This is a genomic window from Hyphobacterium sp. SN044 (assembly GCF_021864465.1).
Lineage (GTDB): Bacteria > Pseudomonadota > Alphaproteobacteria > Caulobacterales > Maricaulaceae > Hyphobacterium.
The window spans coordinates 346461-367925 of sequence record NZ_JAKKUV010000002.1; the positions used below are offsets into that span (position 1 = coordinate 346461).

The 21465-nt window shown below is 65.4% G+C and carries 20 protein-coding genes; 8 read left to right on the plus strand and 12 right to left on the minus strand.

Annotated features, from left to right (window positions below):
- Window positions 1–22: 22 nt before the first annotated feature.
- The 5 genes from rpmF to tpiA all read right to left on the minus strand — a co-directional run bounded on the left by rpmF (window position 23) and on the right by tpiA (window position 4351).
- A complete protein-coding gene (gene rpmF, locus L5876_RS04635) occupies window positions 23–205 on the minus strand; it encodes a 50S ribosomal protein L32 (protein WP_039710859.1) in 183 nt (60 codons plus the stop codon).
- A 251-nt stretch (window positions 206–456) separates the two neighbouring features.
- Window positions 457–2085, minus strand: coding sequence for a CTP synthase (locus L5876_RS04640; protein WP_236954930.1), 1629 nt, complete (start codon window positions 2083–2085; stop codon window positions 457–459).
- Window positions 2086–2155: 70 nt separating this feature from the next.
- On the minus strand, window positions 2156–2482 hold the full coding sequence (secG, locus tag L5876_RS04645) for a preprotein translocase subunit SecG (RefSeq protein ID WP_236954931.1): 327 nt from the start codon (window positions 2480–2482) through the stop codon (window positions 2156–2158).
- 51 nt (window positions 2483–2533) lie between these two features.
- Entirely contained in the window at window positions 2534–3523 is a 990-nt protein-coding gene (locus L5876_RS04650) for a two-component system response regulator (protein ID WP_236954932.1), read from the minus strand.
- A gap of 99 nt (window positions 3524–3622) precedes the next feature.
- Window positions 3623–4351: a triose-phosphate isomerase gene (gene tpiA / locus L5876_RS04655; RefSeq protein WP_236954933.1), complete on the minus strand. Its 729-nt coding sequence runs from the start codon at window positions 4349–4351 to the stop codon at window positions 3623–3625.
- Window positions 4352–4480: 129 nt separating this feature from the next.
- Here tpiA and L5876_RS04660 point away from each other — a divergent pair, with 129 nt between their 5' ends.
- Both L5876_RS04660 and trpE read left to right on the plus strand, forming a co-directional pair.
- Entirely contained in the window at window positions 4481–6460 is a 1980-nt protein-coding gene (locus L5876_RS04660; RefSeq protein WP_236954934.1) for a peptidylprolyl isomerase, read from the plus strand.
- The gene (gene trpE / locus L5876_RS04665) at window positions 6460–7941 is read left to right on the plus strand and encodes an anthranilate synthase component I (RefSeq protein WP_370469060.1); all 1482 of its coding nucleotides are present in this window, start codon (window positions 6460–6462) and stop codon (window positions 7939–7941) included. The genes L5876_RS04660 and trpE overlap by 1 nt, the downstream gene beginning before the upstream one ends.
- On the opposite strand, the gene L5876_RS04670 is transcribed toward trpE, so the two are convergent.
- A complete protein-coding gene (locus L5876_RS04670) occupies window positions 7903–8886 on the minus strand; it encodes a divergent polysaccharide deacetylase family protein (RefSeq protein ID WP_236954936.1) in 984 nt (327 codons plus the stop codon). The genes trpE and L5876_RS04670 overlap by 39 nt on opposite strands.
- Before the next feature lie 145 nt (window positions 8887–9031).
- Between L5876_RS04670 and L5876_RS04675 the strand changes: the two genes are divergently transcribed.
- From L5876_RS04675 to lexA, 4 genes are all read left to right on the plus strand, one after another.
- The gene (locus tag L5876_RS04675) at window positions 9032–9622 is read left to right on the plus strand and encodes an aminodeoxychorismate/anthranilate synthase component II (protein ID WP_236954937.1); all 591 of its coding nucleotides are present in this window, start codon (window positions 9032–9034) and stop codon (window positions 9620–9622) included.
- Window positions 9619–10638, plus strand: coding sequence for an anthranilate phosphoribosyltransferase (gene trpD / locus L5876_RS04680; protein WP_236954938.1), 1020 nt, complete (start codon window positions 9619–9621; stop codon window positions 10636–10638). The genes L5876_RS04675 and trpD overlap by 4 nt, the downstream gene beginning before the upstream one ends.
- Window positions 10635–11435 carry an indole-3-glycerol phosphate synthase TrpC gene (gene trpC, locus L5876_RS04685; protein ID WP_236954939.1) on the plus strand — a complete coding sequence of 267 codons (801 nt, stop codon included), beginning with the start codon at window positions 10635–10637 and terminating at the stop codon, window positions 11433–11435. Before trpD ends, trpC begins: the two co-directional genes overlap by 4 nt.
- Before the next feature lie 71 nt (window positions 11436–11506).
- Window positions 11507–12190 carry a transcriptional repressor LexA gene (lexA, locus tag L5876_RS04690; protein ID WP_236954940.1) on the plus strand — a complete coding sequence of 228 codons (684 nt, stop codon included), beginning with the start codon at window positions 11507–11509 and terminating at the stop codon, window positions 12188–12190.
- Here the strand turns inward: lexA and L5876_RS04695 are convergent.
- Window positions 12181–14289, minus strand: a complete 2109-nt coding sequence (locus L5876_RS04695; RefSeq protein WP_236954941.1) for a ComEC/Rec2 family competence protein — start codon at window positions 14287–14289, stop codon at window positions 12181–12183. The two genes, lexA and L5876_RS04695, sit on opposite strands and share 10 nt — an antisense overlap.
- A gap of 86 nt (window positions 14290–14375) precedes the next feature.
- Between L5876_RS04695 and gltX the strand changes: the two genes are divergently transcribed.
- Together gltX and gltA are read left to right on the plus strand one after the other, a co-directional pair.
- Window positions 14376–15794: a glutamate--tRNA ligase gene (gltX, locus tag L5876_RS04700; RefSeq protein WP_236954942.1), complete on the plus strand. Its 1419-nt coding sequence runs from the start codon at window positions 14376–14378 to the stop codon at window positions 15792–15794.
- Window positions 15795–15819: 25 nt separating this feature from the next.
- Window positions 15820–17124, plus strand: a complete 1305-nt coding sequence (gene gltA / locus L5876_RS04705) for a citrate synthase (protein WP_236954943.1) — start codon at window positions 15820–15822, stop codon at window positions 17122–17124.
- 18 nt (window positions 17125–17142) lie between these two features.
- Here gltA and lpxB read toward each other — a convergent pair whose 3' ends face one another.
- Genes lpxB through lpxD form a run of 5 tightly spaced genes read right to left on the minus strand, consistent with a single transcriptional unit; the run spans window position 17143 to window position 21457 of the window.
- Entirely contained in the window at window positions 17143–18306 is a 1164-nt protein-coding gene (gene lpxB, locus L5876_RS04710; RefSeq protein WP_236954944.1) for a lipid-A-disaccharide synthase, read from the minus strand.
- The gene (locus tag L5876_RS04715; protein WP_236954945.1) at window positions 18303–19166 is read right to left on the minus strand and encodes an LpxI family protein; all 864 of its coding nucleotides are present in this window, start codon (window positions 19164–19166) and stop codon (window positions 18303–18305) included. The genes lpxB and L5876_RS04715 overlap by 4 nt, the downstream gene beginning before the upstream one ends.
- On the minus strand, window positions 19159–19950 hold the full coding sequence (lpxA, locus tag L5876_RS04720; protein ID WP_236954946.1) for an acyl-ACP--UDP-N-acetylglucosamine O-acyltransferase: 792 nt from the start codon (window positions 19948–19950) through the stop codon (window positions 19159–19161). Before lpxA ends, L5876_RS04715 begins: the two co-directional genes overlap by 8 nt.
- Entirely contained in the window at window positions 19947–20408 is a 462-nt protein-coding gene (fabZ, locus tag L5876_RS04725) for a 3-hydroxyacyl-ACP dehydratase FabZ (protein ID WP_236954947.1), read from the minus strand. The genes lpxA and fabZ overlap by 4 nt, the downstream gene beginning before the upstream one ends.
- Window positions 20405–21457: a UDP-3-O-(3-hydroxymyristoyl)glucosamine N-acyltransferase gene (lpxD, locus tag L5876_RS04730; RefSeq protein WP_236954948.1), complete on the minus strand. Its 1053-nt coding sequence runs from the start codon at window positions 21455–21457 to the stop codon at window positions 20405–20407. Before lpxD ends, fabZ begins: the two co-directional genes overlap by 4 nt.
- Window positions 21458–21465: the final 8 nt, after the last annotated feature.

Genomic DNA, 21465 nt, shown 5'->3' on the forward strand with positions numbered 1-21465 from the left:
CGTCAGCCGGAAAAGACCGGGATCAGTCGTCCTTCGGCGTCAGAACCTGCTTGCCGCGATACATGCCCGTCTTCAGGTCGATGTGGTGCGGACGGCGCAGCTCGCCGGAGTCCTTGTCTTCGATGTAGGCCGGGGCATCCAGCTTGTCGTGGGCGCGGCGCATGCCACGCTTGGACGGGGTCGTTTTTCGCTTCGGGACCGCCATGGGTCTCTCCCGTAATCTCGTCAGAATCCTGGACGCGGCATGCAAGGCATGTCGCAGAGCCGCGCCGTATAACCGCTCCCCTGCCCGCGCGCAACCGGACTTTCCGCTCTCGCCGTGACGATTTCAGCGAAAAGGTGTATGGTCCGGTTTCGCGGTCCCGCCGGGGACCAGACGGCATCGCGTCCGAAGAGAGCTAGCCAAAGGCCGTAACGGATCACCGGCGGAGACCGCTTTTCTCCTTCAGGTCAGCGCTAAACCAGACGGCTCTGCTCGACCGCCGCCGCGATGAAGCTGGCGAAGAGCGGATGCGGCTCGAACGGGCGCGACTTGTATTCCGGGTGGAATTGCACGCCGATGAACCAGGGATGGTCCTCCAGCTCGACGATTTCCGGCAGCACGCCATCGGGTGACAGGCCGGAGAATTTCAGACCCGCCGCTTCAAGCCGCTCGCGATAGGCGATATTCACTTCATAGCGGTGACGGTGGCGTTCCTCGATATTCCGGGTGCCGTAGATTTCGCGTACGCGGCTGCCGTCCGCGAGGATGGCCGGATAGGCGCCGAGCCGCATCGTGCCGCCGAGGTCGGATTTTTCGTCGCGGGTCTCGACCCGGTTGCCGCGCATCCATTCCGTCATCAGACCGATGATCGGCTCGGACGGCTTGGAGAACTCGCTCGATCCCGCACCGGTGATTCCTGCGAGATTTCGCGCCGCCTCGATCACCGCCATCTGCATGCCGAAGCAGATGCCGAAATACGGCACCTTGCGTTCCCGCGCGAAACGCACCGCGGCGATCTTGCCTTCCGCGCCGCGTTCGCCGAAACCACCCGGTACCAGGATGCCGTGCACGTCTTCCAGAGGGCTGGTCTCGCCATCGTCCTCGAACTGGCTCGATTCCAGCCATTTCAGACGGACCTTGACGTTGTTCGCGATGCCGCCGTGATTGAGCGCCTCGATCAGCGATTTATAGGCATCGAGCAGGCTTGTGTACTTGCCGACCACGCCGATCGTGACCTCGCCATCGGGCTCGTTCACCGCCTTGGAGATGGCGTTCCAGCGTGACAGGTCCGGCTCCGGCGCATCGTCGATGCGGAAGCGTTTCAGCACTTCGGTGTCGAGTCCGCGCGCGTGGTATTCCAGCGGCACGTCGTAGAGCGAGGACGCGTCCCTTCCCTCGATCACGGCGGATTCCGGCACATTGCAGAATAGCGCAATCTTGCGCCGGTCGCCCTCCGCGATGGGGATCTCGCAGCGGCACAGCAGGATGTCGGGCTGAATGCCGATCGACAGCAATTCCTTGACGGAGTGCTGGGTCGGTTTGGTCTTCATCTCGCCGGCGGCCTTGATGTAGGGCAGCAGGGTGACGTGCAGGAAAAGGGCGTTGTCGCGGCCGAGTTCCTGACCCAGCTGACGCAGCGATTCGAAGAAGGGCAGGCCCTCGATATCACCGACCGTGCCACCGACCTCGCACAGGACGAAATCGACATCACCGGCATCCGACAGGACGAATTCCTTGATCTGGTCGGTGACGTGCGGAATCACCTGCACGGTCGCGCCCAGATAATCGCCGCGGCGTTCCCGGTCGATGATCGTCTGGTAGATGCGTCCGGTCGTGATGTTGTCGGACTGTTTCGCCGCAACGCCGGTGAAGCGTTCGTAGTGGCCGAGGTCGAGGTCGGTCTCCGCCCCGTCGTCGGTCACATACACTTCGCCGTGCTGGTAGGGCGACATCGTGCCCGGGTCGACATTCAGATACGGGTCGAGCTTGCGCAGGCGGACCTTGTACCCACGGGCCTGGAGCAGGGCTCCGAGAGCGGCTGAAGCGAGGCCTTTTCCCAGCGAGGAGACCACGCCGCCGGTGATGAAGATATATCGCGGCATGGGAAGCCTGAATAACGCAGATTCTCCGGCGCCGGAAGCGCCGGATCACCCGTTGCTGACAAAAGGGCTCTTAATCGTCGGTCGGAACGGCCGGTTCGTCCGGCGTCTCCTCCTGCGGAACGGGCATTTCGATCGCCGCGTCATCGAGCTGGTCGAACACGCTGGAAGACCGGTTTTCCGATCCCAGCATCAGGGCGAGGACGATCGGCATGATGAAGAAGGCACCGCCGAGAATCATCGTCGTGCGGGTCAGGATATTCGCCGCGCCGCGGCCGCTCATCATGCCACCGGGACCGCCGCCAATGCCAAGCGCGCCGCCTTCGGAACGCTGCATCAGTACGACGCCGACCAGCGCCACCGTAATGAGCAGGTAAATGACCAGAAGAACCGTCGTCATGTGAGTATCCGCCGAATGCCTGTCTTGGAGCCCCGATCGGGGCGGCAGGCGTCAGCCCGCTGCGGCGGTATGTAGCGTAGCACCGGGTGCAACGCCACCACCCAGTCCATCGCGTGACAGTAGGCGCTTGCGCAGGGTCGCGACGGTCTTGCCGATCTCGTCCTGGGACCGCTCGATCGACTCGCCATTGGCGTAGGCCGCATAGGCCCCGACGGCGAGTTCCTTTGCGAGCTTGAAATTGCTCGCCGTGCATTCGTCCTTGCGCTTGAAGGCCCGGACCTGTTCCAGCAGGGCTTCGGCGACCTGCATGGCCTCAAGGCGGGCCGCGCCTTCCAGCGTCTCGCGCAGTTCGCGCGCCGTGCGGATCACATCGGCCAGATCCATGGCGGCGTTCCGGGCCGTCGCGGGATCGGCCTGCAATTCCATCGCGACCACGATCCGCATGGCCAGTCGGCGCACGCGTTCTGATTCAACCGTCTTGCGGGCTTCATTGATCCAGCCCTTGGCGCGCGCCAGGGCTTCCTCATCGCCTTCAACGGTGGCCTGCAGCGTGTTGGGAACCCGCACGACGGGGGCGTCGGAGGGGCGTTTGGAATCCTCCCGGCGGTCCGGGCCGATATAGTCGCTGGTCACGACGAAGGGTTTGCGGCTCTTGATCAGGGTCCGGATCCGGTCCTCGGCAAACGCCGTGGAGAAAGGCCGGACGATCACATCATCCGCACCGCTGGAAATGGCGCGCCGGACATGGGCGCCATCCCGGATCCAGCTGGTCAGGATCAGCGTCACGAAGGGGTTCGGCATCGCCTTGCCCTGCCGGATGTTGCGGATGAGCGGCAAGATATCGACGCCGGGCGACGCGGATTCGGCCACGATCAGCGCCGGGCTGTTCTCCCGGATCGCCTTCTCGAAATCCTTCAGATTGGAATGGGAATCGATCTCGCGGAAGCCGATTTCGTGCAAGGCATAGCGCGTCGTCCGCAGGTTCACGTGAACCGGGTCGAACAGGCAAACACTTGCCTTCGTGTAATCGACTTCAGCCATGCAGGACCGGCCCCCGGACGCTTGCGAACTGTCTCAGCGGGTCACTCTGCCCGTTAATCCTTGCCAAGCGCTTACGTGGACCGTTCGGATTTGTCCGGATCAGGCAGATTTTGCAATTGCGGCGAAACTTTCTGCCTGGAGGCTGGCACCGCCAACCAGCGCGCCGTCGACATCATGCAGGGCAAGTATCTCTTGCGCATTCTCCGGTTTGACCGAGCCGCCATAGAGAATGCGGACCTGCTCGCCGTCCGGGACGGACGACCGGATGAAGGCATGCATTGCGGCGATGTCGCCGGTTGACGCGGTGCGGCCGGTGCCGATCGCCCAGACGGGTTCGTAGGCGATGACGTAACCGGTGGGCGCCAATCCGGCCGGGATCGACCCGGCGAGTTGCCGGCCGACAACGTCTTCTTCCCGGCCTGCCTCCCTGTCCGCAACGGTTTCGCCGACGCAAATGATCGGCGTGAGGCCCGCCCTACCCGCGGCTTCCGCTTTCGCCCGAACGAGATCGTCCGCTTCGCCATGATCGGCGCGGCGTTCCGAATGCCCGACGATCACGTAATCCGCGCCCGCATCGCGCAGCATTTCAGCGCTGATATCGCCGGTGTGCGCACCGGCGGATTCGGTGTGGCAATCCTGCCCGCCAATGCGAAAGCCGTGTTTGTGCGCCGCCTGAACCGTCGCAGCCAGAAGCGTCGCAGGCGGGCAGACGAGGATTTCGCGCCCTTCCGAAACCGCACCGGACGCGGCCAGCTCATCGAAGAAGCCGAGCGCGTCCTTCAGCCCGTGCATTTTCCAGTTTCCGGCGATCAGCGGCATTCTCGGCATGAATGTTCCTGACGAAAGGTCTGCGCGCGACTGCGCTGGAAGGGTCTGCGACAATGCAGGCGCGCTTGCCGCGTGTAAACGCCTTGGGTAGGGTCCGCCCGCTTCAATTCCAACCGTAAAAGTTGCTCCATGCTCTCTGCCATTCGCGCCCTCGCCCGCAACCCGATCGCGATCGCCCTGATCCTCGGCCCGATCATCCTCGGCTTCATGATCTTCGGCGTCAGCGACGTGTTCGTTCAAAGCGGAAGTTCCGTTGCCCGGGTTCAGGACGAACGCGTGTCGGCGATGGATTTTGCGGAGTCGTGGGAATACCGCCTGCGCGAGGTGCAGCAGGAGCAGCCGACGATGACCGCCGATCAGGCGCGCGAGCTCGGGCTGTCGGACGCCGTTCTGAACCAGCTGATCATCCAGGCGCAGCTTCGCGCTGTATCGCGGAATATGGGGCTGGAGGTTTCCAACCGTCAGGTGGCCAACGAGATCGCGGGCTACGGCGCCTTCATCGACCCGGTGACCGGGCGTTTCGATCAGGATTCCTACCGGCAATTCCTCGCCGAACAGCGAATGAGCGAAACGCGGTTCGAGGCAAATGTTCAGCGCGATCTGCTGTCGCGACAGCTGATCGACGCGCTGTTTGCCGGGATCGACGTACCGGACGCCTTCGCGCAGCTGCTTTACCAGTACAGCTATGAGGAGCGCGTCATTCGCGGCCTCGTCATCCCGCCCGAAGCCGCCGGCGATATCGACGACCCGACCGACGAACAATTGCAGGCGGTGATCGACGACACGCTGAACGACGAAACACCGCAGAACGATTTCTTCTTCCAGAACCCGGAGCGCCGCGGCTTCACGCTGGTGCGCTTCCGTGTCGCCGATTTCACGCGCAATGTCGAAGTGTCCGAAGAGGATATCCGCGCGCAATACGACTACGAGGTCGAAGGCGGCGAACTGGGCGAGCCGGCGCTGCGCAGCTATGTGCAGATCCGCGTCGAGGATCAGGAAACCGCCGAAGCCGCGGCCGAGCGGCTCGCGGCGGGCGAAGATCCCGACGCCGTGGCCGAGGCCATTGGCGGCGACACGCCGTTCGCGGAAACCGGGCGCCAGTCCTACCAGATCCCGGACGACGCCCTTGCCGACGCCCTGTTTACGATGGAGACGGGCGAAGCCCGCGCCGTGGAAGGTGCGTTTGGCTGGTTCGCCGTTGCCGTGACCGACGGCCGCGAAGCCACGATCCCGACCTTCGAGGAGCGCGAGTCCGAGATCCGCGAACTGCTCGCCCGCGCCGAAGCGGAAAACGCCATGTACGAGGCGATGGGCCTGTTCGAGGAAGCCCGCGGTGGCGGCGCGACGCTGGAAGAAGCGTCGGTGCTGGCGGAAACCTTCTACGAGGCCTTCCAGCCGATCACCCGGAATGCACGCAACGCCGAAGGCATGCCGGCCGGCACGCTGCTGAACGAGGACGATCAGGCCGCGCAGTATTTCTCCTTCTTCCTCGATACCGAGGTGCAGCCGGAGATTCTCGAAGCGGTGTTCGAGCAGCTGGTCGGCTATGCCACCGAGCTTCAGCCCTATGGCGAAAGCGATTATTTCGCGATCCGTGTCGACGAGGTTCTGCCGTCCGAAGTCATGCCGCTCGATGAAGTCCGCGAGGATGCCGAGGCACTGTGGCGCATCCAGTCGGTCGACGAACGCCTCAACGCGCTTGCTGAAACCGCGCTCGACCGGGCCCGCGCCGGGGAATCGCTCGATGCCATCGCTGCGGACATCCCGGGTGCCCGGGTCGAAACGACGACGGTCACGCGCGGCGAAAGCGCCGCCCCGTTCGGCCGCGAGACGATCAGCGTGGCGTTCCAGATCGATCCCGGCACGTTCGAACATGCCGGTTCCGCCGACCGCCGCTCGCACATCATCCTGACCGTGGATGATGTCATCGCACCCGAAACGGTGGTGGAGGCCGATCTGGCCGCTCTGACCGAGCAGTCCGATACGCGCTACAGCCAGGACATCGACGCGGCCTTCGTCTCCGCGCTCTCGGAGCGTTACCCGGCGACGATCAACACCCAGCTGCGCGATCAGGTCCTCGGTATCGCCGATCCGAACGCGACGCGGTGATCGAGCGGTTTCCGTCCCGGGAGGATTTCGCCAGGGCGTTCGAACGCGGCGAAACCATACTGGCCGGGGCAAGGCGCATTGACGACCTTCTGACGCCGGTTGGTGCCTTCATGGCGCTCGCGAAGGGGCGGCCTGACGCCTTCCTTCTGGAATCGGTCGAGGGCGGGGCATGGCGCGGCCGGTTTTCCGCCATCGGCCTCGATCCCGATTTCCGGTGGGAATTGCGCGGCGGGATTCCCTACGTCCAGATCGGCGACGACGAACCCGTTCAGGACGAGGAGGATCCCCTTGCCTCGCTGCGCCGCGCGATCGCGGACATGCGGATCGGCCTGCCCGAGGGCACGCCGCCGATCGCCGCCGGCCTGTTCGGCTATCTCGGTTACGACCTGATCCGCGCCGTCGAACGCCTGCCCGGCAATGCGCCCGACCCGCTCGGCCTGCCGGATGGTGTGCTGATCCGTCCGCGTGTGGTCGTGGTGTTCGATGCGCTTTACCAGCAGATCACGGCCTATACGCCGGTTCGCCCCGGTGAGGCCGAAGACGCAGATGCGGCCTGGCTCGACGCGCAGGACCGGCTGGACCGGGTGATGGCCGCACTCGATGCGGGTGTTCCCGGACAGGCGGCGTCAACAGCTTCCGACACTCCCGGAGAGCCCCAGGCATCGATGGAGCCGGCGGCGTTTTACGCCATGGTCGACCGGATCAAGCAGCACATCCGCGCCGGCGATGTATTCCAAGGCGTGGCGAGCCAGCGTTTCACCCTGCCCTTCAACCATGATCCGCTCGCCTTCTACCGCTCGCTGCGGCGGCTGAACCCCTCGCCCTTCCTTTTCCTGTTCCAGTTCGACGGCTTTGCCATTGCCGGATCGAGCCCGGAAATCCTCGTCCGCCTGCGCGACGGAACCGTCACCGTCCGCCCGATCGCGGGCACCCGGAAACGAGGCGCAAACCCGGCCGAAGACGATGCCCTCGAAGCCGATTTGCTGGCCGATCCCAAGGAGCGCGCCGAGCATCTGATGCTGCTCGACCTTGGCCGCAACGATGTCGGCCGCGTCGCAAAAGCGGGCAGCGTGCGCATCACCGACCGCGAAGTCGTCGAGCGCTACAGCCACGTCATGCACATCGTCTCGAATGTCGAAGGCGATCTCGCGGAGGGCGAGGATGCAGTCTCCGCCCTGCTGGCGGGTTTCCCAGCCGGAACCGTTTCGGGGGCGCCCAAGGTGCGGGCGATGGAAATCCTCGACAATCTCGAGCCGCACCGGCGCGGCGTCTATGCCGGTGCAGTCGGCTATTTCAGTGCCAATGGCGACATGGACACGTGCATCGCCCTTCGAACCGGTGTCCTGAAAGACGGCCAGCTGCACATTCAGGCCGGGGCCGGCGTGGTGCTCGATTCCGATCCGGAGTCGGAACGTCAGGAAACCGAGAACAAGGCGCGGGCGCTAGTCCGAGCCGCCGGGGAAGCCTGGCGCTTCGCCTGACGCGGCAAGCCGGACCGGATCGTTCCGGCTGTCGAGCCAGTCACCGAGCGCGACGAAGCGATAGCCGCGCGCCTCAGCCTCCGGGATCCAGGCTGCGAGCGCATCGAGCGTCAGTTCGCGCGGATGACCGATGGCGATGACGTGACCGTCCTGATCCGCCTGATACTCGATCACGCGCAGCTGGGCCTCGATGGCCTCGATATTATTGATGTGATCGATGAAGATATCACGGGAAGCTGCTTCAATACCGTTATTATTGGCGATTCTGGCTGCAATCGACCGGGGCGCTGTTACCGAATCGAGGAAATAGAGATCGAACGCCCGGGCTTCGGAGAAAAGCGTCGTCATCGCCGCTTCGTCGAGCGTCAGGGCGCTGCCCATATGGTTGTTGAAGCCGCGTGCGCCGGGCACCTGAGCCATCGCCCATTGCAGCGTGTCACGGACAGTGTCGGCGGATTGCCCTGCGGCCAGAGCGTTCGGCCCCGGATCCCCCTCACCGGCCGGCTGCATCGGCAGATGGATTAGGGTTTCATGTCCCCGCCCCCGCGCCGCGACGGCGAATTCCGGTGCCAGTTCCGTATTCGGCAGGATGGCGAAATTGATTTCTGCGGGAAGGTCGAGCGCGCGCATGGACAGCGCTTCGTCCGCGCCGATATCGTCGATCACGAGGATGATCGCGGGGCCGCTGACCGAAGCCGGTCCACGATCCCGTGGCGGCTCCGGGATCTGCGTATAGCGTGAGGGGGCCTCGCGCTCGAACGATTCACGCGTCGGCAGGCCGGTGAAGGTTTCCGCTTCCACCCGCTCTGCTTCAACGACGTTGACAGCCAGAGTCAGGCCCCGGCGATAGCCCGCATCATGCGCGATCGCACCCATTGCAAACGCCATCGCGGCAATCGAGCCGGCGAGGATCGGCATGGCGGAGTTGATGGCGCGGCGGGGCATTAAGGTCCGGGAATCAGCAATGATCGTTGCGCGATTGCCGCCCGCGCGCGGTAAATGCGGCGTTAACCCTGTCCCGGCTGCAAGTGCGCTGGACTTGAGACCCCCTTCCCTTAATTTCCGGCCTTCGACGGAATGGCCGGATGCAATGCTGCTGATCATCGACAACTACGACAGCTTCACCTTCAACCTCGTGCACTACTTTCAGGAGCTCGGGGCGGAGACGCGTGTCGTGCGCAATGATGCGATGAGCGCGGCCGAGGCGATTTCCAGCGGAGCTGCCGGCATCGTGATTTCGCCCGGACCCGGCCGGCCCGCCGATGCCGGGATCTGTCCAGAACTGATCAAAACGATCCCGGCCGATCTGCCCCTGCTCGGCGTCTGCCTCGGACATCAGGGGATCGGCGAGGCGTTCGGCGGCAAGATCGTGCAAGCCAAATCGATCATGCACGGCAAGACCAGCGCGATCACACATGACGGCAGCGGCGTCTTTGCCGGACTGCCCTCACCCTTCGAGGTGACCCGCTATCACAGCCTGGCCGTCGACGAGGCGAGCCTGTCTGACGAAATCGTCGTGAATGCCCGTGCCGAGGATGGCGAGATCATGGGGCTACGCCACCGCGAGCGCCCGATCCACGGCGTGCAATTCCATCCCGAATCCATCGCCTCGCAATATGGTCACGAGGTTCTGGCGAACTTCCTGTCGCTCTGCGGCGTACGTCCGAAGGTGGCGGCATGAGCGCGCTTCTGAACTGCATCCAGGCCTTCACACATGGCGAGCGCCCGTCCGCCGAGGACATCGAAGGCGCGTTCGGCGTGTTGATGGAGGGCGAAGCGGGCGATGCCGAGATCGGCGGTTTTCTCGTTGGCCTCGCGGCCCTGGGTGAAAAGCCCGAGGATCTCGCTGCCGGGGCCCGCGCGCTGCGGGCGCGCATGTCCGGGCTGACCGCACCGGCGGGCGCGATCGACACGTGCGGCACCGGCGGCGACGCCAAAGGCACGTACAATATCTCGACCGCTGCGGCGCTGGTCGCCGCGGGCGCGGGCGCGACGGTCGCCAAGCACGGCAATCGCGCCGCGTCCTCGAAATCGGGTTCCGCCGAAGTGCTGGCCGCGCTTGGCGTTGCGCTCGATGCGACGCCGGACCGGGTCGAACGCGCACTGACCGAGGCCCGCGTCGGTTTCCTCTTCGCGCCGGCCCACCATTCCGCCGTCCGCCACGTCGCCGGTGCGCGCAAAGCGCTGCGCGCACGGACGGTGTTCAACCTGCTTGGCCCGCTCGCCAATCCGGCAGGGGCCAAACGCCAGCTGCTCGGCGTGTTTGCGGAACGGTGGATAGAACCGGTCGCGTTCGCGCTGCGCGATCTCGGCGCGGAGCGGGCCTGGGTGGTGCGGGGCCGCGATGGTCTCGACGAATTGTCGATCTCCGGTCCGTCCGACGTCGCCGAGTTGACCGATGGCGAGGTCCGCCGCTTCACCGTCTCGCCGGCCGATGCCGGACTGCCGGAACACGACATCGAAGCCATCATCGGCGGCACGCCGGACGAGAACGCCGTCGCGCTGCGCGCCGTCCTCGCCGGAGAGACAGGCGCCTATCGCGACATCGTCATCCTGAACGCCGCCGCGGCGCTCGTGATTTCCAGTCTCGCCGGGGACCTCAAGGACGGGGCGGCACAGGCGGCCCGCTCGATCGACAGCGGCGCGGCACGGGCTGCGCTCGACACGATGGCGAAAATCTCGCGGGGCGAAGCGTGAGTGCGCTCGCCCGGATCGAAGCCTACAAGCGCGGCGAGATTGCCAGCCGGAAGGCCGCACTGCCCTTTGCCGATCTCGAAGCGGGAGCGCGCAACGCCTCACCGGTGCGCGGTTTTGCCGATGCGCTGGCCCGCAAGTTCAAGGCGACCGGCACCGCGCTGATCGCGGAAGTGAAGAAGGCGAGCCCGTCGAAAGGCCTGATCCGGGCCGATTTCGACCCACCGGCTCTGGCGAAAGCCTATGAGGACGGCGGGGCGGCTTGCCTGTCGGTCCTGACCGATGCGCCGAGCTTTCAGGGCCATGAGGATTTCCTCAAGACGGCCCGCGCCGCAACGGCCCTGCCCGTCCTGCGCAAGGACTTCATGCTCGATCCCTGGCAGGTCGTCGAGGCGCGCGCGATGGGCGCGGACGCCATTCTCGTCATCATGGCGAGCGTCGATGACGCGCTAGCCGCAGACCTGATCGCCGCCGCGACCCATTGGGGCATGGATTCGCTGATCGAGACGCATGACGCCGAAGAGCTGGAGCGCGCCCTCGCCCTGCCCTCGCCGCTGATCGGCGTGAACAACCGGAACCTCAAGACGTTCGAAACGTCCCTTGAGACCTTCGAGACGCTCGCCCCGATGATCCCTCCGGATCGATTCGCGATTGCCGAAAGCGGAATTGCGGAAGCGGCCGATATTGCCCGGCTCATACGGGCCGGCGCGAAGGGCTATCTCGTTGGCGAAAGTCTGATGCGGCAAGGCGATGTACGCCGGGCGACCGAACGGCTTCTGGACGTTTCCGCGTTTACTTGACGTTTACCCGGAACACTCATAGAACATTTCACAAGTTTCTGATTTGTTCCGTCCGCTCCGGGAGGCCGATCATGCTCACGAAGAAACAGCACGAGCTGCTGCTTTTCATTCACCGCCGCCTGTCCGAGTCGGGCGTGTCGCCCTCATTCGACGAGATGAAGGACGCGCTGAACCTGGCGTCGAAGTCCGGCGTGCACCGCCTGATCACGGCGCTGGAGGAACGCGGCTTCATCCGCCGGCTCGCCCACCGGGCGCGGGCGCTCGAAGTGCTGAAGCTGCCGGATTCGGCGGGCGCAACACCGCCCGCGCGCGATCTCGGCCCCAATGTCGTGCGCGCCGATTTCAATAGCCGCGCCGATGACACGCAGGGTGTCGACATTCCGGTCCTTGGCCGGATCGCCGCCGGTGTGCCGATTGAGGCCATCCAGCACGAGACTGACCGCATCCTTCTGCCGCCAACTCTGGCGGGCGGTTCGGGCGACCATTTCGCCCTCGAGGTCAGCGGCGACTCGATGATCGATGCCGGGATTCTCGATGGCGATATCGTGATCATCGAACGGGCCAACACCGCGCAGACCGGCGATATCGTCGTCGCCTTGGTCGATCGCGAGGAAGCCACGCTGAAGCGGCTGCGCAAGAAGGGCGGGTCGATCGCGCTCGAAGCCGCGAACCCGGCCTATGAAACCCGGATATTCGGCCCCGACCGGGTCGAGGTTCAAGGCAAGCTGGTCGGTCTGATCCGCCGCTACAACTGATCGCCGCGTGCGGTCCACGGGCGCTGCCCCCGGACCGCATCGACGCTCTGCGTGGTCAGCTGGCCCTCTCGACCAAACCACAAGGCCAATGCGCCGTGCTCGCCCAACTGGCGGCCGTCGATCAGGATGGCCGCGCAGTTTGCGCGCTCCGCGCCCCGCACCGGAAAGCGGGTGACGACGAGGTCTGCGGTACGGCAATCGTCGCGCAGGACTTCCGGCGTATCCGGGAAGGCAATGACCTGACCCGACACGTGGCCCGCACACCCCGTCTCGTCACAGATCACGCCGGACGCTGGGCTTTCTCCCCGCTCCTCTCCCGACCGTTCGAGGAAGACACGCGCGGCGAAGCGCGAGCGGCGCGTATTACTGGCGCTCCAGTCCCCGCCATCGCCAAAGCGCGCAATCATCACACCGCCTTCGGTGATCAGCGCATCGGGCTGGTCGCTCATCGCCCAGACGGCAAGCGCCAGCGCCATGCCGGCCGCGCCTGCAAGCCGGACCAGTCCGCGCCCGGCGGCCAGCAGGACGAACCCTGCGGCGTAGATGGCGAGCGCGATCCCGGGAGCCGCCGCAGCCGGCGTCAGAGCGCCGGGCAAGCTTTCGGTGAAGCTGGCGACGGCGATCACCCAGGCGAGCCCCTTGTCCATGACCCAGAGCGCGAGGCCATCGAGACCGATGGGCATCAACAGCAAGGCGAAGGCGCCAGCCGGCATGACGATGAGCGAGAAGACCGGCATGGCGGCGAGGTTCGCGCCGAAGCCATAGGCCGCGAGCCGGTGAAAGTGAAAGGCCGCAAAGCCGCCTGTCGCCGATCCCGCCACGAATGAGGATCCGGCAAGCGCGCCCCAGAAGCCGGCAAATCGAGAGACAATCCCACGTGGTCCCTCCGCGCGCCGCCGGGCCAGATTGAACGCCGCAACAAGCGCGATGGCCGCCGCGAACGACATCTGGAAGCCCGGGGTCACGATGCTTTCCGGCTGAAAGACAAGAACGGCAAGCGCGGCGAGCCCGACCATGTGCATGGAGGCGGCACGCCGTCCCGCAAGAACGCCGAGCAGGACCGCGCCGGTCATCACGAAGGCGCGCTGCGTCGGGATGGCGGCGCCGGACAGGAGGAGATAGCCCGCCGCGGCAAGGAGCGCTGCAATGGCCGCCGGCATGCGCGGATCGATCGCCCGGGCGAGCGGCTCGATACGGGCGATGACCCAGGTCGCGGCAAAGAAGACACCGCCCGCCATTAACGCCATGTGCAGGCCGGAGATTGCGAGGATGTGGCCCAGCCCCGATGCGCGCAGGCTTTCTGCCACGTCCGGGTCGATACCGGACCGATCACCGGTCAGGAGCGCAGCGGCGACACCGCCCGTCCGCTCCGGCATTTGCGCGCGTATGCGCTCGGCGATCGACCAGCGCCAGGCCGCGAAGCCGCGAGAGAGCCGGTCGCCGGACATCTCCACGGCTTCCGGCCGGCTGACGGCGAAGCCGGTACCGCCGATGCCGGAGAACCAGGCCGCGAAGCCGGAATCATAACTGCCAGGAACCGCCGGGCGCGGCGGCGGGCCGAGCACGGCGCGCAATCTGATGCCGTCGCCAGGCACGAATTCGCCGCGCGACGCGCTGACCCGGATGCGCGGCGGCGGAACGTCCATCCCGTCGATGGCCGAAACACGAATGATCAGACGTTCCCGGGAGGTGGAGCGCTGCACATCCTCGATCCACCCCGTCACCGTCCGTGCGCGATCGCTGTCGGTGATTACCGTGTGCGCAACAGCCTGGGTGCGAATATCCGAGCGGGCAAACCCGGCGAGCACCATGGCCACGACCAGAAGCGCGACCGGCCCGACAATGTGCCGCCGCCCGAGCCAGAGCGAAGCCGCAGCGAGAATGGCCGCAAGAAGGACCGCGGGCATCCAGATCCAGGACGGGGGTTCGACCGGCAATGTGTAGTAGATCACCGCGCCGACTCCGAATGCCGCCGGCAGGGCGACGGCAAGCGGTAATCCGCCCCAGCCGACACGCTCGGCCAGCGGTGCGATCCGCCGCATCACGCGGTGCCGCAAACCGTGTGTGGCAACGGAATATCGAAGCGGTGTATCGGTCACGTCCGATACCCTATCCCTGTCCCGGCACGCATGCTATCACGCTGCCGGACACCGCAGCGCAGCATGTCTTTTCGCAGGTGCAATAGTTGAACGATCAGGTCATCACACGCTTCGCCCCCTCGCCCACCGGCTATCTGCATATCGGTGGCGCACGGACGGCGCTGTTCAACTGGCTGTTCGCGCGCGGGCGCGGCGGCAAATTCCTGCTGCGTATTGAGGACACCGACCGCGCGCGCTCCACGCAGGACGCGATCGACGCCATTCTCGACGGGCTCAGCTGGCTTGGTCTCGACTGGGACGGTGAGCCGGTCTCGCAATTTTCCCGCGCCGAACGCCATCGTGAGGCTGTCGACGAGCTTGTGAAGCGCGGCCGCGCCTTCCGCTGCTACTGTACGCCGGAAGAGGTCGAGACGCTCCGTGAGCAGGCCTTCGCCGAAGGCCGTGCGCTGCGCTCACCCTGGCGCGACCGGGATCCGGCGATGGCACCGGCAAATGCCGCCTACACGATCCGGTTCAAGGCAGGCGATGACGACGTGATCGTACGGGACGAAGTCCAGGGCGATGTGAGGTGGGCCGCGAAGGAATTCGACGACCTGATCCTTTTGCGCAGCGACGGCGTGCCGACCTACAATCTCGCCGTCGTGGTCGACGATCACGACATGGGCGTGACGCACATCATTCGCGGCGACGATCATCTGACCAATGCCGCGCGCCAGAGCCAGATCTATGCAGCGCTCGGCTGGGACATTCCGGTCTTCGCGCACATCCCGCTGATCCATGGACCGGACGGCAAGAAGCTGTCGAAACGCCATGGCGCACTCGGTGTCGAGGCCTACCGGGAGATGGGCTATCTGCCCGAAGGTCTTCGGGCCTACCTCCTGCGCCTCGGCTGGGCGCATGGCGATCAGGAGTATTTCACCGATGCCGAGGCCAAGGCCGCTTTCGGATTTGGCGGTCTCGGCAAGGCTCCGGCGCGGCTCGACTTCGACAAGCTGGCGCACATCAACGGCCTGGCCATGCGCGACGCCGACGAGGCGCGCCTCGTCGATCTGCTGACAACCCGGCTGCTTTCAGACACAGCCCCGCCGGCGCTCGGCGAGGCCGAATTGCGCGCGCGTCTTACCGCTGCGATGCCGGCGTTGAAAACGCGGGCTTCCAGCCTCGCCGATCTCGCCGATCAGGCCTATTTCCTCTACGCTGAAAGGCCGTTTCGAATCGAAGGCAAGACGGCGAAAGCGCTCGACGACGATGCGCGGATCCGCCTTGGCCGCCTCGCGACACAGCTTGGCGCCCTGCCTGACTGGAATGATGCCGCGCTCGCCGCGGCATTGAAAGACTTCGCTGAAGCCGAACAGGTCGGTTTCGGCAAAATTGGTCAGCCGCTGCGTGCCGCCCTCACCGGCGGTGCTCCCGCGCCGGACCTTTCCGCCGTGATGGAATTCCTCGGCAAGGAGGAAACGCTGTCGCGCATCAAGGAACAATGTCTGCCGTCCGATACGGCATGACATCGGACACGATTGGGGAATGACGATGGAAAGCAAAGCCAAAGCCGCCGGAAAAGCGACGCTGTCGATTGACGGCAAGACCTACGACCTTCCGGTCTACAAGGGTTCGGTCGGCCCCGACGTGGTCGATATCCGCAGCCTGTACAAGGATGCGGGCGTCTTCACCTATGACCCTGGCTTCACCTCGACCGCCAGCTGCGAGTCTCAGATCACCTATATCGACGGCGACGAGGGCGTCCTTCTGTATCGCGGCTATCCGATCGACGATCTGGCGGACAATTCCAGCTTTATAGAGGTCGCCTACCTGCTGCTGCACGGCGAGCTGCCGAACCCGGCCGAGCTGAAGGAGTTCGACCAGACGATCCGGTATCACACGATGCTGCACGATCAGTTCGACCAGTTCTTCCGCGGCTTCCGCCGCGACGCGCACCCGATGGCGGTGATGGTCGGCACGGTCGGCGCACTGTCGGCCTTCTATCACGACTCCACGGACATCAATGATCCGCGGGCCCGCGTGATCGCCAGCCACCGCATGATCGCGAAAATGCCGACGATCGCGGCGCGCGCCTACAAGTATTCCGTGGGCCAGCCCTTCGTCAGCCCGCGCAACGAGCTCGATTTCGCATCGAACTTCCTGCGCATGTGCTTCGCGGTGCCGGCCGAGGATTATGTGGTCAATCCGATCCTGTCGCGTGCGATGGACCGGATTTTCATCCTGCACGCCGATCACGAACAGAACGCCTCGACCTCGACCGTTCGTCTTGCCGGTTCGTCGGGTGCCAATCCGTTCGCCTGCATCGCGGCGGGCATCGCCTCGCTGTGGGGTCCGGCGCATGGCGGCGCGAATGAAGCCGCGCTCAACATGCTGGAAGAAATCGGCGACGTGTCGCGGATCCCGGAATTCATCGCCCGCGCGAAGGACAAGAATGATCCCTTCCGCCTGATGGGCTTCGGCCACCGCGTCTACAAGAATTACGATCCGCGCGCGAAGGTGATGCGCACGACCTGTCACGAAGTGCTCAACGAGCTCGGCGTGAAGGACGATCCGCTGCTGGCGGTCGCGCTCGAGCTGGAGAAGATCGCGCTCGAGGATCCGTATTTCGTCGAGAAAAAGCTCTATCCGAACATCGACTTCTATTCGGGCATCACGCTGCGCGCGATGGGCTTCCCGACCTCGATGTTCACGGTGCTGTTCGCGCTCGCCCGCACGGTCGGCTGGATCGCGCAGTGGACCGAAATGCTGGAAGATCCGTCGCAGAAGATCGGTCGCCCGCGCCAGCTCTTCACCGGCTCGCCGGAGCGCGACTACATTCCGCGAAACGAGCGCTAGGATCGGATCCCGCCGGCGTCAGTCCGGCAGGTATTCGCAGACGACGGAGGCCGCGCGATGCGCGGCCTTTCCGTTTCCGCGCATGACTTCCGTGGTGGCGATCAGCTTCCGGGAGACCTCGGCGCGGCGCGCCGGATCGTCCAGCCAGGACTGGCATTCACGCGCCAGCTTCGGCCCGGTGGTCTGGGTCTGGACGCGTTCGGCGAACAATTCCTCATCCGCTGCCAGATTGACCAGCGAGATATACTTCGCGCGCAAAAGAAATGCCCGCAGCAGGAACCAGGTCATCCAGCCGAGCCGGTAGCCGATGACCGCCGGGACGCCAAGCGTTGCGAGTTCCGTGGTGACGGTTCCCGAACAGGCCAGTGCCAGATCGGTCGCGGCGAAGGCATCGGACTTTTCGTCCTCGCTGACCACGACAACACCGTCCATACGCGGATCCGCTGACAGGCGCGCACGGGCTGCAGCGTCGATCGGCCCGGCGAGCGGGGTGATCACGGCGAGATCGGGATTGTCGCGGCGCAGGATTTCGACGGCCTGAACGAAGGGTTCGTAAACACCCCTCAACTCTGCCTGGCGGCTGCCGAACAGGACGCTGAGCACGGTCGCACCGGGCGCAATCCCGTGCCGCTCGCGGAAACCATCACCGTCGCCATTCCACTCCCGTTCGAGTGCCGGATTGCCGACAAAGGTGGTCTTCAGGCCGTGTGCCTCGAACATCGGCGCGTCGAAGCTGTGAATGGTCAAAAGCCGGTCGACCGTCGCAGCCAAAGTCTTCGCGCGGCCGGGCCGTGTCGCCCAGACCTGCGGGCCGACATATTTCACGATCGGAAGGTCCGGCAGGCGCTTCCTCAGACGCTGTGCGACGCGCAGGGTAAAACCCCAGGAATCGATCAGGACAGCCACATCGGGGCGAACCTGTTCGGCCAGATCGGCGACATCGTCGGCGCGCTTGACCACATGCGGATAGGCCGACACCGCCTCGAACAGGCCGAGCACGGACAGGTCGGCGATATCAAAGGTGGAAGCGAAGCCTTCCGCCGCCATGGCCCTGCCGCCCGTGCCGAAGAATTCGAGTTCGCGGTCGCCGCAGGCCGCCTTCAGGGCCCGGATCAGGTCGGCCCCGAGACGGTCACCGGAGGATTCCGCCGCGACCAGCAGTATCCGGGCGGGCCGGGTCATTTGGTGTCCGGGTCGAGCGCGATCACGAACAGGCCGGCGGCATCGGCGGCCTTCAGCGTGGCTTCCCGGTCCACCAGCAAGGCACCGCCCGCTTCCACGGCAATCCCGGCCAGACCGGCAGCAGCAGCGCCTTCGACGGTCTTCACGCCGACCACCGGGAGATCGACCCGGCGTTCCTGCACCGGCTTCGGAGCCTTCGCCAGAACGCCCTTGCGCGCGGCGGTATTGCCGCGAATTTCCTCGGGAAGAGACGCGACCCGCAACAGCATGGCATCGGTGCCTTCCTGGGCCTCGACCGCCAGCACGAGACCACGGCAGACGACTGCGCCCTGCCCCACATCCAGCGCGCCGATGGCGTGGGCGATAGAAATCGCCTTGCGCGCATCGGCCAGATCTTCATCGCCTGGTTCGATGCCGCCAAGCGTGCCCGCATCGGGCGTGGCCGCCTGCATCACCTCGTCGGCCCCGACGACCCGGAAACCCTTGTCCTCGAACGAGCCAAGCAGAACGCGCAACAAGGCGTCATCGCCCTGTTTGGCGGCCTTCAGAAATCCCGGCAGCAACATGGCCGAAGTGGCATCGAGGCCGGTCAGGGCCGACAGGTCCGGGCGCTTCACGATGCCGGCGAAGCAGACCGCATCGCATCCAGCCTGTTTCAGCCGCTTCTGTGCCCGGCCGATCGAAGTGACCGGGAAGCTGGCTGTTTCGAAGCCGTCGAAGTTGGCATCGGCAAAGCCGTCGACCTGCAGCACGAAGGGGTCGTGCCCGCCATCGCGTTCGGCTTGTGCGACACTGAGCGGCAGTTGGCCGCCGCCGGCGATCACGCCGAGGCGCGTCCAGCGATGTGCGGTCTCAGGCATGGGGGTGGCAGAGCGGACGGCTGGTTCCGGCATGGATAAAGTCGAGGATCTCGCGCACGGGCGGGAAGTCGGAATACTCGTCCTCGACTCGCTGCAGGCGCGTGGCGAAGACGCCCTCGCCATGGAAAAGCTCGTTATAGGCCGCGCGCATCGCCTTGATGGTCGGACGGTCGAAACCGCGACGCTTGAGACCGATCACGTTGAGCCCGTCGAGATGAGCGTGCGCACCATGCGCGATGGCGTAGGGAATGATGTCGGACACGACCGCGGTGATGCCGCCGATGAAGGCGTGACGTCCGACGCGGGAGTGCTGGTGCACGCCAGCAAGGCCGCCGATCACCGCAAACTCGCCCACGGTCGAATGCCCGCCAAGCGTGGCGTGGTTCGCCATCGTCACCTTGTTGCCGACGATACAGTCATGCGCGATGTGCGCTCCGACCATGAAGAAGCCGTCATCGCCGACCCGGGTCTCGCCGCGGCCGACGCCGGTGCCGGCATGCATCGTCACCTGCTCGCGCAGGATGTTGCGATTGCCGATGCGCAGATGGGTCTTCTCGCCCTTGTACTTGAAGTCCTGCGGCGGACCGCCGAGCACGGCATAGGGGTAGACGAGGCAATCGCTTCCGATCTCGGTATGGCCAAGGACGGTGACATTGTTCATCAACCGCGTGCGGTCGGCGATCACCGCGTCCTTGCCGATATGGCACCAGGCCCCGATCTCGCAATCGTCACCGAGTTGAGCCCCGTCCTCGACGATGGCCGTGGGATGGATGCGGGCGCTCATACGGTGGGGCCTCCCTTGGCCGCGAAATCGAACTCGGCGACGAGGTCATCGCCGACGAATGCCTTACCATGAAACTTGAAAATACCGCGCCGGTTGAAGGTCACCTCGACCGGCATGCGCAGCGTATCGCCCGGCAGGACGGGTCGGCGGAAGCGCACACCGTCAATGCCCATGAAATAGATCGCGGTCTTCGTCGGGTCGGCATCGAGCGTCGCCGACATCAGGAGCGCGCCGGTCTGGGCTACTGCCTCGACGATCAGCACCCCCGGCATGACCGGATTGCCCGGGAAATGCCCCGGGAAGAAGGGTTCGTTCGCCGTGACATTCTTGATGCCGACGACCGACTGGCCGGCGACGTAGTTCTCGGCCCGGTCGATCAGCAGGAAGGGATAGCGATGCGGGAGACGGGCGAGGATTTCCTGCGGGCCGATCTCCTGCCCGGGTGCGTTTTCGGTCACGATTTATCCCTGCGGCGCGGAGTGCGCCGTTTTGCGCCGGACTTCATGCGAAGCCAGGCGATCTGTTTCAAATGCTGCTTGTGCGGGATAGCGGGCGCGCCGCCCCATGTCTCCCCCGCCGGCACATTGGCCAGCACATCGGACCCGGCCGCCAGAACCGCGCCATCGCCGATCGTGGCGTGATCGAGCACCGCGACCCGGCCCCCGAAGACGACATTGTTGCCGACCGTGGTGCTGCCGGCGACGGCGGCATAGGCCGCCATGATCACGCCGTTGCCCATCTTCACATTGTGCGCGATGTGGATCTGGTTATCGAGCTTGCAGTGGTCGCCGATCACTGTGGGGCCGAACATGCCGCGGTCAATGCCGCAGACCGCGCCCAAACGCAGGCCATTGCCGATCTTCACGGAACCGAAATGCGGCATCTCGACGGGCGCGCCGTCGGTCTGCGCAACACCGAAACCGCTCTCGCCGATCACGCTGCAGGAATGCATGTCGAGATCGTCGCCGATATCGGCGCAAACGATGACACAGTTCGCGCCGATCACAGCATTGTCGCCGATCGTCACGCCCGGACCGATCACCGTGCCGGGGCCGATCCGCGCATTGCGGCCGATCCGCGCCTTCGCGCCAACACAAACGCCCGGGCCGAATTGCGCGCCCTCACCGATCTCGGCGTCGGACGCGATGGCTTCCGTGGACCGGGTAAAAGAGCGCAAGCGGAACAGGCCGCGCGCCGCCAAGCCAAAGGCCGCGCGCGGATATTGCGAGACGATCGCGGCGACACCGGCTTCGTTCGCGCGATCCTCGGCGTCGGGCGGAATGATGAAGACCGCGCCTTCAGGCAGCGGCGGCACAGGCCCCGGCGGCAGGCGTTCGATATAGGTCAGCGCCCCGGAACGGGGGGCCGACAGCGGTGCCACACCCTCCACCGGCATGGAAAGAGGCGCGCCCGATGCCGGACGCGCCCCTGCCAACTCTGCCAGTGACTGGAGAGAAACCGGACCCAGCTTCTCGAAGAAGCGCGGATCGAGCACCCCGTCCGTCACCCGACTGA

What these genes read in the sequence shown, in the direction of transcription:
- rpmF (WP_039710859.1), bottom strand. Translation starts at nt 205, where the DNA reads ATGGCGGTCCCGAAGCGAAAAACGACCCCGTCCAAGCGTGGCATGCGC.
- L5876_RS04640 (WP_236954930.1), bottom strand. Translation starts at nt 2,085, where the DNA reads ATGCCGCGATATATCTTCATCACCGGCGGCGTGGTCTCCTCGCTGGGA.
- secG (WP_236954931.1), bottom strand. Translation starts at nt 2,482, where the DNA reads ATGACGACGGTTCTTCTGGTCATTTACCTGCTCATTACGGTGGCGCTG.
- L5876_RS04650 (WP_236954932.1), bottom strand. Translation starts at nt 3,523, where the DNA reads ATGGCTGAAGTCGATTACACGAAGGCAAGTGTTTGCCTGTTCGACCCG.
- tpiA (WP_236954933.1), bottom strand. Translation starts at nt 4,351, where the DNA reads ATGCCGAGAATGCCGCTGATCGCCGGAAACTGGAAAATGCACGGGCTG.
- L5876_RS04660 (WP_236954934.1), top strand. Translation starts at nt 4,481, where the DNA reads ATGCTCTCTGCCATTCGCGCCCTCGCCCGCAACCCGATCGCGATCGCC.
- L5876_RS04670 (WP_236954936.1), bottom strand. Translation starts at nt 8,886, where the DNA reads ATGCCCCGCCGCGCCATCAACTCCGCCATGCCGATCCTCGCCGGCTCG.
- L5876_RS04675 (WP_236954937.1), top strand. Translation starts at nt 9,032, where the DNA reads ATGCTGCTGATCATCGACAACTACGACAGCTTCACCTTCAACCTCGTG.
- trpD (WP_236954938.1), top strand. Translation starts at nt 9,619, where the DNA reads ATGAGCGCGCTTCTGAACTGCATCCAGGCCTTCACACATGGCGAGCGC.
- lexA (WP_236954940.1), top strand. Translation starts at nt 11,507, where the DNA reads ATGCTCACGAAGAAACAGCACGAGCTGCTGCTTTTCATTCACCGCCGC.
- gltA (WP_236954943.1), top strand. Translation starts at nt 15,820, where the DNA reads ATGGAAAGCAAAGCCAAAGCCGCCGGAAAAGCGACGCTGTCGATTGAC.
- lpxB (WP_236954944.1), bottom strand. Translation starts at nt 18,306, where the DNA reads ATGACCCGGCCCGCCCGGATACTGCTGGTCGCGGCGGAATCCTCCGGT.
- L5876_RS04715 (WP_236954945.1), bottom strand. Translation starts at nt 19,166, where the DNA reads ATGCCTGAGACCGCACATCGCTGGACGCGCCTCGGCGTGATCGCCGGC.
- lpxA (WP_236954946.1), bottom strand. Translation starts at nt 19,950, where the DNA reads ATGAGCGCCCGCATCCATCCCACGGCCATCGTCGAGGACGGGGCTCAA.